General features: G+C 39.5%; 16 protein-coding genes and 1 pseudogene. 7 read left to right on the top strand and 10 right to left on the bottom strand.

All coding sequences use genetic code 11. From position 1 onward, the window contains the following. Positions 1-2: 2 nt before the first annotated feature. Both bioD and bioA read right to left on the bottom strand, forming a co-directional pair. The gene (gene bioD / locus EDD57_RS06815) at positions 3-704 is read right to left on the bottom strand and encodes a dethiobiotin synthase (protein WP_131848711.1); all 702 of its coding nucleotides are present in this window, start codon (positions 702-704) and stop codon (positions 3-5) included. Beyond that, a complete protein-coding gene (gene bioA / locus EDD57_RS06810) occupies positions 701-2050 on the bottom strand; it encodes an adenosylmethionine--8-amino-7-oxononanoate transaminase (protein WP_131848710.1) in 1350 nt (449 codons plus the stop codon). The genes bioD and bioA overlap by 4 nt, the downstream gene beginning before the upstream one ends. Positions 2051-2551: 501 nt before the next feature. Between bioA and ablB the strand changes: the two genes are divergently transcribed. After that, a complete protein-coding gene (gene ablB, locus EDD57_RS06805) occupies positions 2552-3412 on the top strand; it encodes a putative beta-lysine N-acetyltransferase (protein ID WP_131848709.1) in 861 nt (286 codons plus the stop codon). Between the two features lie 37 nt (positions 3413-3449). Here ablB and EDD57_RS06800 read toward each other — a convergent pair whose 3' ends face one another. After that, complete coding sequence (locus EDD57_RS06800; RefSeq protein ID WP_131848708.1) at positions 3450-4364, bottom strand: sulfite exporter TauE/SafE family protein; 915 nt, start codon at positions 4362-4364, stop codon at positions 3450-3452. Positions 4365-4635: 271 nt separating this feature from the next. Between EDD57_RS06800 and EDD57_RS14940 the strand changes: the two are divergent. Next, positions 4636-4734: pseudogene (locus EDD57_RS14940) on the top strand (oxidoreductase); the annotation flags it as partial. Positions 4735-4822: 88 nt separating this feature from the next. Here EDD57_RS14940 and EDD57_RS06790 read toward each other — a convergent pair. From EDD57_RS06790 to EDD57_RS06760, 7 genes are all read right to left on the bottom strand, one after another. Continuing rightward, positions 4823-5176 (bottom strand): hypothetical protein, encoded by a 354-nt coding sequence (locus tag EDD57_RS06790; RefSeq protein ID WP_165873695.1) that lies wholly within the window; start codon positions 5174-5176, stop codon positions 4823-4825. 2 nt (positions 5177-5178) lie between these two features. Next, positions 5179-5379, bottom strand: a complete 201-nt coding sequence (locus EDD57_RS06785) for a helix-turn-helix transcriptional regulator (protein WP_131848706.1) — start codon at positions 5377-5379, stop codon at positions 5179-5181. Positions 5380-5501: 122 nt separating this feature from the next. After that, a complete protein-coding gene (locus EDD57_RS06780) occupies positions 5502-6737 on the bottom strand; it encodes a HAMP domain-containing sensor histidine kinase (protein WP_131848705.1) in 1236 nt (411 codons plus the stop codon). A 17-nt stretch (positions 6738-6754) separates the two neighbouring features. Then, complete coding sequence (locus EDD57_RS06775) at positions 6755-7462, bottom strand: response regulator transcription factor (protein ID WP_131848704.1); 708 nt, start codon at positions 7460-7462, stop codon at positions 6755-6757. A 68-nt stretch (positions 7463-7530) separates the two neighbouring features. After that, positions 7531-9993, bottom strand: coding sequence for an ABC transporter permease (locus EDD57_RS06770; RefSeq protein ID WP_131848703.1), 2463 nt, complete (start codon positions 9991-9993; stop codon positions 7531-7533). A 19-nt stretch (positions 9994-10012) separates the two neighbouring features. Beyond that, entirely contained in the window at positions 10013-10705 is a 693-nt protein-coding gene (locus tag EDD57_RS06765) for an ABC transporter ATP-binding protein (protein WP_131848702.1), read from the bottom strand. 32 nt (positions 10706-10737) lie between these two features. Beyond that, positions 10738-11460, bottom strand: coding sequence for a lipoprotein BA_5634 family protein (locus EDD57_RS06760; protein WP_131848701.1), 723 nt, complete (start codon positions 11458-11460; stop codon positions 10738-10740). A gap of 493 nt (positions 11461-11953) precedes the next feature. Here EDD57_RS06760 and EDD57_RS06755 point away from each other — a divergent pair, with 493 nt between their 5' ends. The 5 genes from EDD57_RS06755 to EDD57_RS06735 all read left to right on the top strand — a co-directional run bounded on the left by EDD57_RS06755 (position 11954) and on the right by EDD57_RS06735 (position 14397). Continuing rightward, the gene (locus EDD57_RS06755) at positions 11954-12124 is read left to right on the top strand and encodes an AbrB/MazE/SpoVT family DNA-binding domain-containing protein (protein WP_131848700.1); all 171 of its coding nucleotides are present in this window, start codon (positions 11954-11956) and stop codon (positions 12122-12124) included. Positions 12125-12138: 14 nt separating this feature from the next. Continuing rightward, entirely contained in the window at positions 12139-13047 is a 909-nt protein-coding gene (locus tag EDD57_RS06750) for a YitT family protein (protein WP_131848699.1), read from the top strand. Positions 13048-13459: 412 nt separating this feature from the next. Further along, positions 13460-13639, top strand: a complete 180-nt coding sequence (locus tag EDD57_RS06745) for a hypothetical protein (RefSeq protein ID WP_131848698.1) — start codon at positions 13460-13462, stop codon at positions 13637-13639. Between the two features lie 19 nt (positions 13640-13658). Next, the gene (locus EDD57_RS14620) at positions 13659-14156 is read left to right on the top strand and encodes a hypothetical protein (RefSeq protein ID WP_207896806.1); all 498 of its coding nucleotides are present in this window, start codon (positions 13659-13661) and stop codon (positions 14154-14156) included. A gap of 13 nt (positions 14157-14169) precedes the next feature. After that, positions 14170-14397, top strand: a complete 228-nt coding sequence (locus tag EDD57_RS06735) for a hypothetical protein (RefSeq protein WP_131848697.1) — start codon at positions 14170-14172, stop codon at positions 14395-14397. The last annotated feature ends 498 nt before the right edge of the window (positions 14398-14895 follow it).

The following is a 14895-nucleotide window of genomic DNA, read 5'->3' as shown; positions in this document are numbered from 1 at the left end:
AATTAATTAATAGACTGGATCAATGCTGTCATATTTACATTCTGGATCATGGCTTGTCTTACATTCTGAGATGTAACATCCTCCCCTAGCCATGGAACGGTTCCTAGCACAGGGATTTGGGCCATCTGTTCAATAAAACGGGAATTGTGTGCAACACTTGGATCTTCGTCGGTTTCTCGGAGACCATTTAAGATGACACCCATCGGATGTAGCCCCATCTGTCTGGCAACAAGGGTCGTTAGCACGGTATGATTCACTGTACCGAGAAGCGGATGCGCTATAATCAGAAGTGGCCAGCCGATCTCTTTCGCTAGGTCTGCAACACTGTAATCATGTCGTATTGGAACCATTAGTCCACCAGCACCTTCAACCAATACCACATCATGCCTTGCTTTTAGCTCTTCGACATGTTGCAGAATTCGCATACGGTCTATCTCGACCTCCGCGATCTCTGCCGCTAATTGGGGTGCTACTGGTTCAGGAAAGCTATAGGTAACGATCTTTTCAATGGGAGCTGTGATCTGAGCCAATTCTTTTAGAATCATCCCATCACTTTCCGGAGAATCGAGGGCATGTCCACTTTGTACCGGTTTTAGGATCCCTACATCAAAGCCAACATCTCGTAATGCAAGCGCCAAACCCGCTGTGATCACCGTCTTTCCGATCCCTGTCCCCGTTGCCGTAATAAAGATTCCTTTGCTCATCCTTCTGTAACCTCAGAAATAGCTTGATATAAAATCATCAGCATCTCTCTTAGCTCTTTCTTTGTCGTAATCAGTGGTGGGATTAAGGTAATCACTGCATCAAGCGGACGAGTGAGTAGCCCTAGCTCCTTTGCTCGTCTACAAACCCGTACCCCAATCGCCTCTTCAAAGTCATACGGCTCTTTTCTTTCCTTATCCCGCACTAGTTCAATTCCTACGATCAATCCCAATTGCCGGACATCCCCCACATGAGAAAGCTGTTCAAACTCTTTTAACCAAGCCGCTAACGACTTACTTACCTCCTGAACGTGTTCGATTACATTCTCACGCTCATAAAGTTCGAGATTCGCAAGCGCCACCGAACATCCTAATTGATTTCCTGTATAAGAGTGGCCATGGAAAAATGTTTTTCCCTCCGCATGATCCCCATAAAAAGCATCATAGATTTCATCGGAAGTAAGAGTTGCTGCGACAGGAAGATAGCCACCGGTCAGCTTCTTTCCGACCATCATGATGTCGGGTTGAATCCCTTCATGTTCACAAGCAAACATCTTCCCGGTCCGGCCAAATCCAGTAGCCACTTCATCCACTAACAGGAGAACATCGTACCTACGACATAGCCTTTCTACTTCTGAAAGAAAACCGTCTGGCATCACGATAATTCCGCTTGCCCCTTGCACCATCGGCTCTACAATGAGTCCTGCAATCTGCTCTGATTTCTCTTCTAGTACCTGCTTTAGTTCGTCTAGACAACTTTCTCTACATTCCTCCACGGTTCCAGGAAAACGGTACGGATATGGATACGAAACTTTTTCAGTTGGAAACAGTAATCGATCGAAGGCCTGATGAAACATGCTAATTCCCCCGACACTAACCGCTCCCACGGTATCACCATGGTATGCATTTTTCATACTGAGAAACGTCTGCTTCTCAGGCCTCCCTCTATGTTTCCAATAAAGAAACGCCATCTTTAATCCAATTTCAACTGCCTCTGCTCCGCTATCAGAGTAAAAAACTTTGTGTAAGCTCTGGGGAGCAAGCTGAACCAGTCGCTCTGCCAATAAAATAGACGGTACATTCGCCATCCCTAATAAGGTAGAGTGAGCGATTTGCTCTAGTTGTTGCTGAATCGCTTCATTCAATTCTTTTCGGTTATGACCAAACACGTTTAGCCAAACGGAAGCATTTCCATCGTAGTATTCGTTTCCTCGTACATCGATTAGCTTGACGCCTTGGCCGCGTTCGATAATGATTGGGTTATCATGTAAATATTCCTTCATTTGTGTGAATGGATTCCAAAGATACTTCTCATTTTTCTCTAGTAGTTCTTGATAGCTCTGTGACATGCTCCTACCTCCCAATCCAATGTAAACTATTTATTTATATTAAGTTTACATTTGTTCCAGTTGAGTATATCAGAATGGTAGGAACTCTACAATTGTCTCTTAATGAAAGCTTAATTAGTTGGGAACAAAGGTTTTAGTGTTGTGAAGAATAAAAGGTAAACTAAATATTGACTGCCACATTGAAATAAGATATAATATTTCTGAATATAATATTATATCTGTAAACACATGCTATTAAAAAGTGTTTGCATTGTTAGTAGCATGTGACCTGAAGACAACAGGTCTTTTTTCAGTTTTTGATTTGGTTCCATCACGGCAGTTTTTGCCCAAGCCCCCGAAAAGGTGTATTAACCAAAATATAGGATACGGTTCATATTTGGAATTCCTGTTAGCCTCATTCGGAGCGTTGGGCAAGATACTGCATTTTCATTAGCAGAAAAGTTGGAAGCGGGTAATGTGATGAACAAAGATATTGTCCAATAAAGGAAGGAAGTGAGAGTCATGATCGATACACCTATGCATGTCGAAAATCGAGTTGAGACAGGCTTAGATTTTACAGTACAAATTTATGTTGACCCAGCGGGTGATCGACTGCGTGTAGATGATTACAGGGGAAATGTTTTCTCAATCATGAAACGTATTGAAGAGATTGCCAAGCAATACCACTTTACTAAGGTTTTTGTGAAAGCAAGAAGTGAGGACTGGCAATCTTTTGTGTCCAGAGGTTACATGTTAGAAGGGATCTTTAAAGGATACTTTAACGGAAGTGATGCATATAGCGTAGCTCTTTATTTTAGTCTTGAGAGGCGAACCAGTGACCATTGGATAAAAGAAAATGAGATCCTACAAAAAGTGCAAACCCACCCCATGACATCGGATCCCAAAGAGTTTTCAAGTAACTATCACATGCGTTTAGCAATAGAAGAGGATGCGGAGCAACTAGCAAACTTGTACAACACTATTTTTCAATTTTATCCAACTCCAATGAATGATGAAACATACGTTCGAAATGCGATTGAAAACGGCACCATTTTTTATGTGGTTGAAAGCGAAGATCAAATTGTAAGTGCCGCTTCTGCAGAATTAAATACGACCTATAACAATGCAGAGATAACGGATTGCGCTACATTATCAGAACATCGTCGGCATGGATTTATCAAGAATTTAATTCTTTCACTTGAAAGTGAGCTAAAACAAAGAAGTATTTTTTGCGTATACTCGTTAGCAAGATCTCTTTCGTTTGGAATGAATATGGCATTTCATCAACTTGGCTACGAGTATACGGGTAGACTAACAAAAAATTGCAATATACATGACAAATTTGAGGACATGAGCTTGTGGACGAAGGATTTGTCTGTATAGTAGATTCCGACAGAAGATCGGATTTCATTGTACAAAGTCATCCATTTGTTGGATGACTTTTTTGTTCTTCATCCAGTACTTGTTTCCTATATTTCCGATAACGCAGAATCGTATAAAACCCAGCAACAAGCCAGACCACACCAAAAAGCGAGTAAGTATAGTTTTGAATATTAGATGAACTGATGCTAAAAACACTGAATAACGTTTTTAGATTGGTCATGATAATGAGTCCACCTACTAGGACTCCTAATATAGGGGCAGGGATGAGTCGTACTAACCAAGCGGCAATGGGAGCTGCTATGACTCCTCCGATCATCAGGGCTAACACCCACTCCCAGTGAAACTGCTCCCATCCGAGTGAGATCAAAAAGCCTAATGTAGCAGAGAAGGCTATGGCAAATTCGCTGGTATCTACGGAACCTACTACTTTTCGTGGTTCCAGTTCCGTTCGCGCCATCAAGACAGGCGTAGCAAGCGGGCCCCAGCCACCACCACCTGTAGAATCTGCAAATCCGGCGATAAACCCTAGGGGGACGAGTAGTTTTTTACTAGGAGTTCGGTTTGACAGGTTCATATTCTGCTTAAAACGAACAAATGAAAACCGAAATAGAACATAGGCCCCTAGTAAAAATAAAAACATCGCAACATACGGTTTCACCAATTCGCCAGGTAGATTACTTAAAAAACATGCCCCCACAAACGCACCAATCGAACCCGGCAGGATCAAACGAAGAACTGTTTTCTTATCCACATTTCCAAAGCGAATATGGGAAACCCCTGAAGCCGCCGTTGTCACTACTTCGGACATATGCACAGAAGCAGATGCGATAGCCGGAGCAATCCCAAACAACAATAACAGTGAGCTAGACGTCACTCCATATGCCATCCCCAACGCACCATCTACAAGCTGAGCAAAAAATCCCACGATAATAAAGGTAATCAGCCGATTCATGACACTCCTCCTAATACAAAATACTCATCATACATATATGATTACTTTGTATTAGGATATGACATTAGAAGATATTCCAAAGAATAACTTAACCGAAAAACCATATAAGGTTCATTCTCTGGGCCGAAATGCAAGCCATTATCCGCCTAGCTCTGATCAAATTTGGATGTATCGATGTAGCCGTGTGATGCCAGTATCGCTTTTGGAGACACTGAAGATCGATGAATGAAATTGCATGATCGATGTTAATATCCACGGTGTTCTACATGGATTGCCTCCGGGCTTCATCGCACAATCCATCTCTGATGCCATCCATCAACCAGCTGATGTGGATGTAAATGAAATCGTTGTGAGACCTACTTCAGCTTGATCTCTGCGAATAAGAAGCTAAAAGAAAGGATAAAAAACCGACTTTCCACTACGCTAAGTGTGTAAGTCGGCTTCTCTATGCAGAAACATCAACTCAGCTTTCTCTTCCACAATTGATAGCTGATAACATAAGCGATCGCACCCATTACAATTACATCTAAGCCTTTCTCAAAGTTAATGTCAGATAATATATCACTAAAGAAATACTTAGTATGTGTCGCCTGCATGATAGGGAGACTGTATACATATTTAATCACTCCACACAACATCATAGCGCTCCAACTCGAAAGAATCGCTTTTTGTCGTATGAGTGTCTGGCGCTCATCACCCATAAATCCCGCTCGTCCTGCTCCACCTTTAACTGGAATATCATTAGACAGACAAAAAATCAAGATACTCGCTATCATCATAACAACAGACAAAATAACATACGCCATCACCATCTCTATCTCCCCTTGTTATAAATAAATAACTCGTCCACTAAGATCCCTAGCTTCGTTGCAAGACTAAAAACCAATTCAAGGCTTGGATCATATTTGTTATTTTCAATAGCATTAATCGTTTGTCTACTCACACCACATAGTTTTGCTAATTCCTCCTGCGAAATCTGCCTAGCTTTTCGAAGCTCGTGAATGCGGTTTTTCATCCCCTCTACCTCAATCCTTGGAATGTAAAATATGTTTTACATTTATATTAAAGTACATGTAGCTTTATATCTCAAACATATTTTACATACGATCACATAAAAAATCCCTCGATCCACGAGGGTCAATACTTTAAAAAGGTAATCGTAAATCTAGTAAACTCAAACCGCCGACTCTCCACTCGAATAAACCCATCATGAGCTTCGATAACCGACTTAGAAAGGGCTAATCCGATCCCAATCGAATCACGCTTTTTGGAATGCTTTGCTTTATAAAATCGATCAAATATATGAGGCAAATCTTCTCGCTCAATTCCTTCTCCAAAGTCTTGAATCGTAATCTCTGTATGGATAGGGGTATCTTTCACCCGAACACAGATTTGACTATCTGGATGAGAATGTTCAATAGAGTTTTTTAAAATATTGATAAGTGCTTCCTGAATCCAAATTCGATCGTGAGAAATAACGATTTCGTCCGCCGCTTCTAAGTCGATTGTGATGTTTTTCTCACGACATTTACTTTGCAAGATATCAATGGCTTCATAAATCGTTTCGATCAGATTGATTCTCTCTTTATCAAAAGCGATCGCTCTGGCATCTACTTTCGCTACTTTTAGTACATTATGAATCAGGTCATTCATTCTAGAAAGTTGGACTTGATTACGTTGAGTAAACATTTGGCATTGCTCAAGAGAACATTTTCCATTTAACAAAATGTCGTTATTAACCATAAGTGTGGAAAGAGGTGTTTTTAGTTGATGGGAGAGGTCGTGGAGTGTCTGGACGAGAAATGTTTTTTCCGCAAGTAGATCATGCATATTTTTTCGAATTACTTCTTTCATCGATTGAAACGAAACCGCTAATCTAGCCAAATCTCCTTCTCTATTTTCATTAATTACTACTTCATAATTCCCCTCCACAATCTTATCAGCAGCCCTAATAAATTGCTTAATCTTACCGAAAAAGGACTTGTATTGGATAAAAGTAACCAGAAGGAGTGTGACACAAAGGAGTATGCAACCCCAAAAAATAAACTGGTTATAGAAAGAAATATGCTGATTCAGATAGGGGAATAACTCTAAAGATACATCCTCTGATATTCCATACTGATTTAATATGACTTTTCCAGAAGCAATATATTGGTTAAAGTCCTTCGTTTTCCCCGATAGAATGTGCATAATTTCACTTTCGTTTTCTGGATTTTGCTCTACAAGCTTCCCAGCAACCCCACTCCACGTATGGATGTAATCACGTTTGAAATCATTATAAAATGATTGCAACATCATCGTTTGATATATGACAAATAGGAGCAAGATCACTGCTAGAAAACCAAGACTCGTCTTCATCTCCGAATTTTTCATTTCTGCCCTCTTTCTAGCTACGAATGCTTTCGTACAGTCTCCATCACATCTTGATCCCAACGATAGCCCAGACCCCTTTGGGTCACAATACAAACTGGTTTTTTAGGATCATCCTCAATCTTGCTTCTCAACCGCCTGATGTACACAGAGAGCGTATTTTCATCGAAAAAAATCTCGTCATCCGTCGTAATCTTTTCTAGTATTTCATCTCTTTGTATCGTTTTATTAGCATTTGACATCAATGTAAGCAAAAGTTTGTACTCTAGATTCGTTAAGGACACAAGGTTCCCATTTTTAAAAACCTTGGCTGACTCCACCTCCACCTTTACATTGCCAGATGTTAGCTCTGTTACGGATGTGGTTGTCGATTTTTTTCGCAATTGTACTCTCACTCGAGATAATAACTCTTGTAAACGAAATGGCTTCGTAACGTAGTCATCACCACCCATTTCTAAGCCCATCACCACATTTGCCTCTTCATCCAGTGCAGTCAAAAAAATAATCGGGATGTTACTTCGTGATTTCAAATATGTACACAGATCATAGCCATTGCCATCTGGAAGTCCGATATCTAAAATCGCCACATCAAAGGTCTCATTTTGAAATTGAAGCTTCGATTCTGCTACGGTCGTCACTCGTGTTACATCAAACCCTTCACTTTTTAGCGAAAATTCAATTGCCATCCCAAGAGATTCATCATCTTCCACAAATAGAATTTTATCCATTTTTACCCTCGCTATTTCAAACTTGAGTGAGAAAGACATGGCTCTCCTAACAAGCCATGTCTCCAACATTATTCTTCTCGAATCACATCAATGAGATTATCTTTTGAAATTTTCCTCAGTGGTCCCAAGATGGATAAATAGCTGATAACTAGCGCTGCGACAAATACAGTCATGCAATCCTGATAAGGAATAGTCCAACCCATCTCTACCTTATTTGCTAAAGCGATATGGATAATATAGGTGAGTAGGCACCCGAAAAAGATTCCTTGAAGTCCCCCAAAGAAGCCATACACAAGCCCTTCATAGGTTACCATCTTTTTCATATCTCGTTGCGACATACCAATCGATTTTAGAGCAGCTAACTCCTTTCTCCTCATCATGACACTGATGGTAACCGTATTTAGGATATTTACACTCCCAATTAAGGTGATAACTGCGATAAAACCGTATACCAGTACTTTGATCGTTACGATATAGGCTTCTTGCTTTTGATTTTGATCAATATTATCAACCACTTTAACTGATTGTAATCCTTCACCTGATAGAGCTTCCTTCATTTTCGTAACGGTTACTAGATTTTTCGATTGATCTTTTAGCTCGACTTCCAAACCAATTGGTTTGACAGCCGCTTTTGCTAATGAAGTCATTCCTTGCTCACTGCTAATCAAGGTGAACGTTTCAGATCGTTCTTTATCCAATATATCAGCTTTGACGATTGCCACAATCTTTACTGTTTCCATCTTTTTTTCATCGTAGATTAATTCATCACGATCTTCTTCCTGTTGTGATGTTTTTTGTACCCGGATGGAATCTCCCACTTTATATTTACTGAGAGGTCCGAGATAAGGCTTCTGTGTTTTTGTATTGCGAATAGCTGCCTGTTCCACTAAAATGACTGCTTTTTCCCGCTTTAATTGGTTCACATCAATCTGACCCGAAATCACAGATTTCTTCAATTCTTGTAATGACAAATCATCATATGCCTTGACCGATGAATGAATCATGTCCATGCGTTTTCCTTTATGATTCACTTCCGTATACAAGGAACCACCTTGTAATGATTCAATTTGCTTGTCACTCGGAATTTCTGTATAAAAAGTTTGTTTCTTATACTTCTTATAAATCTTTGTTATGTTACTGACTTGATTCAATTTCTGTAATATGGGTTCCATGTCCATAGGTGAATAAGTCTTTGATTCTACTGCTACATCCATTCTTAAAGCGGACATTTCCGTCTGTTTAGACTGAAAAGCAATTCCCATCAGTGAGGAAAAGGTAATAAATAGAGTGCTACTAATAATGATAGATAAAATCGTAACCGAATACCTACCTGGGCTTCTCTTACTATTTTTTAACGCCATGCTTAAAGGAACCGAGAAAAAATTCCTTACCGTGGTTTTTTTATTTCGTTTGATGGTCTCTTTTTTAATCGCTTGCCTACTACTAATAGCGAGAAGCGGTGAAATTCTTCCTGCCAAAAAGGCGGGCCAAAAACTAGCAAGATAAACCGTCAACAATGAGATAAGTGAACAAAGTCCGATGATCCATCCTTCAATCGGAATGACGATTTTCATATTTTGCCCTAGGCTAGTCAATATCCATCTGATCACAACGACAGAGCAGATGCTGAGGAAGACCCCCATTGGGATCGCTATGATGGAAAAGAATGTTGCCTCTCGCAATACTAACTTCCGAATCTGTTTTTGAGTCGCTCCTATACTCCTAAGTAATCCAAACTGTTTCAGACGCTCCGTAATACTGATCTGAAAAGCATTATAGATCACGACAATCGTTGAAATCATAACAATTCCAATTGCAATTGCAGGTACGGCCATTAAAGCTTTATCTGGTTGCAAGGCTTGAATGAGAGTCTCATTAACCTGCGTATTTTCCTCGCCTGCTAGATTTTGAAGTTGGTTCACGACTTGTCTGATATTCGATTTCGAGTGCAGTTCAATCAGTAGATTTCCTTCACCTACTTTAAACTGATCTTGCATCGTTAATAAAGTGCCCTTTCGCTCTTGTTGGGTAAATTCTTGGTTAGCTAGGATTCCCACTAATTTATATGTTTTCTTTTTAAAGGAAAAGGCATCCCCTAATTTCAAATCGGGTTGAATAGAGGAGAGAATCCAGCTCTCTATCGCCGCTTCCTGTGAATTAGCAGGCATCTTTCCTTGCATCAAACCCGGCTTCAGTAACTCTAACGCACGAGAATCTGCATAACGATACGAGACAAAATCCTTTCCTACTTGAACGGCCTCTCCTTGGGACATCGTTCCATAAGAAGCGACATTCGGGTTATGGCTAACTTTATCTAAGATCGCTTGATCATAGTGAGATATATCCACATGGTAGGAGACTCCCGCTTGATCCTTTGCACTTTCAATTTGTGTGTAATATGCACCATTAAAAAATAATCCAATCGTCGTAATTAAAGCGACTGCTAGCACAATTCCTAACAACGTTAAGTTGGTTCGTTTCCAATAGCTTCTGATATATTTTTGGCTTAACTTCTTATAACTTCGAATCAAATCATTTCTCCCTCCCAACCTAGGACGATGGGTGAACCAATAATTGATCGGAAATAATCATCCCATCCTCCATCGTAATAATGCGATCCGAATTCGCCGCGATAGCAGGATCATGGGTAATTAAAATCACGGTTTGGTTATATTTTTTGGCCGTTATTTTCAGTAAATCCAGCACTTCTTTCGTATTTTGGGTATCCAAATTTCCGGTTGGCTCATCGGCTAAAATGATACTTGGTTTATTCATTAGTGCTCTGCCAATGGAGGCACGCTGTTGTTGTCCACCCGATAATTCAGAGGGAAGGTGGTTTCGACGCTCCTCTAATCCTAAGAGCCGAATTAGTTCATCTAGATATGAGTCATTTACATGTTGCTCATCCAGTAAAGCAGGCAAAGCGATATTTTCCTGCACGTCTAATACGGGAACAAGATTAAAGAATTGGAAGATAAAGCCGACTTTTCTTCTACGAAAGATGGAAAGTTCTTGATCGCTATAATCATAGATGTTTTGTTCTCCGATAAACACCTTACCCGAGGTAGGACGATCGAGACCGCCCAATATATGAAGCAACGTACTCTTACCAGATCCTGATGCCCCGACTATCGTGACAAATTCACCTTTATGAATGGAAAGATTAATCTCTTTTAATGCCGTAACTTCAGCATCCCCATCCCCGTATTTTTTCATCACTTGCTCCAACCGAACGATTTCCATCTTCTCATCCTCTCCCCATTGAAATGAATCACCTATTTAGGCACATCTACAAAATCAATCATATCCAGACCATCTTTATCCGGACTATCTTTAAAACTGTCAACACCATAGACATAACCATTTTTATAAACCTTTGCTATGTCTTTTAATAGATTCTTAACATCTTCCTTGTTTTTGTAGTCAAACTTCTCCTTTGAAAACTGAACGAGTGACATGTCCATTTCTTTTGCTTGTACTTTGTTGTAAAGATCATCCCCTAAAATAATGACATTCTCTGGTTTATATCCAATCCAAGCCTGATGTTTTATATGTTTGACGGGTACCATTTGATCATTTAGCTTGATATTTTGATCTGTCGCCACCCTCTTGAACAGCAAATTGTCCTCACTGGATAATTCCTTCAGCTCGCGTAATAGATCTGAAACAATCATGCCGCTATCTGGATCTTGTCGCTCTCTCATGATTCCTTTTTCTATGAACTTTTTCGCAGTCGATTTACTAATGACTACATAAAAAGGTTGTCCCTTGTTAGGATCAACTTTTTTCTCTTCAACCTTCACTACTTTATATTGATAATCAGCTGTTTGCTTCGTTTCAGACTTGTACAAATTCTTTACTGCATCGATATTCTCTTTCGTACCCGATACCAAAATTCCATTTACTGATTGTGGAGGACCTTCTATATACCGTTTCACTCCAAATCCAACACCTACAAAAGCAATCGTAACTACTAAAAACCAGATCATCTTTTTCATTTTCATACTCCTTTTCTGCTGTTCATGATTCGCTTGTTGTCTCAAGTATAGGTGGAGTTTCACCATATCTGAATGACTGCTACCTTACATATGCTTGTAGAAATCTTACTCGTTAGTAAGATTATTCGTTGATGAACAATCTTTCATCCAGCCTATATTTCTCTTACAAAAGAGTAATGCAAGTGAAAGGAAAACAAATGGGAGGAAATAGGAGAATCCGTTACAGTATACATATAGACAAAAACAAACGGAGGTGAGAGGAATGAACTGGATGACAGTACTAAAGACGGTATTCGAAGTCGTATTTAACGTATGGAGCGGAAAAGAAAAAGGTGGAATCTAACTTGAATACGATTGTTAATTTAAAAGGAAAAACTTAGGAGTCATTCTACGTATAAAACGAGAATGACTCCTTTTTATTTTATGTTATAATGAAAGTAAGGAAGTAAAGAAATAAAGAAGTAAAAATTTAACCAATCCTGAAGGTGATCTTATGCATATATATCGCATTAGCTCGAAGGGTCAGGTCACTGTGCCCAAAGAAGTTCGAGAGTGCTTGGAATTAAAAGAAGGTGACTATATCACTTTTGGGATTGAAGACGGAAGAGTTTTCATCGATAAAGTTCAGCTTGTACAAGGTGATCTCTCCCACAAATCCGATTAGAGAGGGGTAGATGGATGGAAGCTGTATTAAAACAACCACAACCAACTCCGGAGGCAGCTCCGAAAGATCACAAAAAGCTATCTGCTTTAGCTTTATTAAAACGCGGGATCCTAGTTTTCTTAGGTGCCGTTTTAGTAGCAGTTGGTCTAGAGATCTTTTTAGTACCCAACCAAGTAATTGATGGTGGCGTTGTTGGTATCTCCATCATGTTATCGCACTTATCTGGTATTAATTTAGGTATTTTTCTGTTTATATTAAACATTCCGTTCTTTTTCCTCGGCTACAAACAAATAGGGAAAACGTTCACCATCTCCTCCATTTTTGGGGTCATTGTCATGTCGATTGGTACGACTTTGCTCCACCCTGTAAGACCTTTAACCGAAGATCCCCTGCTCGCTGCTGTATTTGGTGGAATGATCTTAGGCATCGGTGTGGGGTTAGTGATTCGGTACGGTGGTTCTTTGGATGGAACGGAGATTTTAGCGATTGTATTTAACAAACGCATCCCCCTATCCGTTGGCCAAACCGTGATGTTTATCAACCTATTTATCCTCGGAAGCGCTGGATTCGTCTTCTCATGGGATCGGGCTATGTACTCATTGATGGCTTATTTTATTGCCTTTAAAGCAATTGATGTCACCATCGAAGGCTTCAATGAAACCAAGTCCATTTGGATTATTAGTGATAATCCGGAAATACTCGGCGAAGCAATCTTAAATCGCTTAGGAAGAGGCGTTACGTATCTGAACGGTCAAGGGGCATTTACAGGCGAAGATAAAAAAGTGATCTTCTGTATCATCACTCGTCTAGAAGAAGCAAAACTGAAATCGATCGTGGAAGATATTGATCCACAAGCATTCCTCGCCGTTGGAAATATTCATGATATCCAAGGCGGCAACTTTAAGAAACGAAGCATCCATTAGCACTCATCCTCTTCATACAAAAGAAGTAGACTCTTCATCGGAGAGCTACTTCTTTTGTATTAGATTGGAGAAATTTTATTGTTCGTATCTCCAATTTTTTCCTCCCACACAAACAGGGACTACATACGGTCTGATACGCTCCATGACTCTTTTTGAAAAACCAATAGTTTTTCCACAGAAAAAATTACTAATAATATAAATAGTTTTCGTAAAATAAAATATTTCGTGTTTTGTTAATTATATTGACTGTTAAATTTGATATATTGTAATATTATAAATGTGTTAAATAATTTTAAAAATATAGTATATATTGAAGCCGAGGTGATATCCATTCTAACGCATTAACAAGCATCTATAGCTCAAAAAAGGGAATCAATTTGCACGATCAGAATATATACTAGGAGGATTTATTATGTTGAAGGCGAAAAAAATTTTTATGCCAGTATTGATAGCTTTGGTTATGTTTTGTTTAACTCTATCTCCAGCTCTAAGAGTTACTGCGCAAGCTAACAGTACTCCAAGCATTGTTAAGATTACAGGGGATAAGGCTAAGCAATGGGTTGATACAACACAACGCAATAGAGAAAGGTGAAGTTAAAAGAGTAGCTCCTTTGTCTGCTTTTGCTTTTGCAGAATCGAAGGTGTACGACATTGGTGGTGGAGTTACGTTTGTTACAGTTCCTTTGCATGGGGATTATAGCCTTACTAGTAACGTAACGGTATTCTTCCAGAATGATACTGTATTGCAGACAAATGAATCGTTAGTAACCAAGAATTTCCTCGGAAATTTCCAAGTGAATAAGTATTTGAATGGAGTATCTACTACTTCCACGGACACTGGGATTGCATATAAGACGGATGAACAAATGCTTGCAGAAAAGACAGGTTCTGGGATTCAACCAATGGGTATGAAAAAATTGGTAGCTTGTCTTACCGTAGCTCTCGGTGTTAGTGGTACGCTGGCCACTCTTATTGTGGCTTCGTGTGCTACTGTGTGTGGAGCACTGACACCAGTTACTGCCCCTGTATGTGCCGCGTGTATTGGTGGATTTGCAGTTATTAGTGGGGTGGGTATCACTGGAGCGGTAGCTTGTTTCAACATGAAGTGAGTGAGGTGATTTAATGAATAAGATTTTGGCTAAGATTTTGATGGTCTCAGTTTTAGGATTGTCTTTATCTGGCGCCGTTTTAACCCTCTCAATCCCTCCATTATTCGACTCTCCAGTAAGCGATGTGTCGAAGATGATTACTACTGGTTCAGCGGTAGCTAGTGTTATATTCGCTGTCTCGGCTTTAGTATTTCGTCGGCTATTTGACAAAGAACAATTAGCCAAAAAATCAGACGAATAAAGAGAGTAATTGTTTTAAATAATGTAAATCCCTTGTAATAGCTGTCTCAAATGAGATTGGACTATCACAGGGGCTTTGTTTGTATATGAGAAAATATGATTTTTCAAACTATAGAGAATATAGGGCGATCTATTTTGTAAATAGAAAAAAAATACGAAGGATGAGCTATTAACTCTTCTACATCCCTCGTATTTACATGATGAAGCGACCAATGAAAGTACCATACGGATAGACCAGATACATCAAGCAACTAGATAATTGATTCTAAAGGTAGATCGCCTACAAACAGTTTGTACATAAGGTTGTGTCTCCTTTTGACCAATCAAAAATGATGGAGAGAGTAAATTTGAGAACAGGTAACAAGTAAATAAATATCGAAAATTAGATAAGTAAGGGAGAAACAAGGTAGTGTCTGAAAACTTCTAATGTGTTATCTTATTCAGTAAGATGACATGCGAAGGAGATTTCCCAATGGCCCCACGACGCTATGAGCTTACT

Source organism: Baia soyae (assembly GCF_004341445.1).
Classification (GTDB): Bacteria; Bacillota; Bacilli; order Thermoactinomycetales; family Thermoactinomycetaceae; genus Baia; species Baia soyae.
This window is presented reverse-complemented; position numbering and strand designations above follow the sequence as displayed.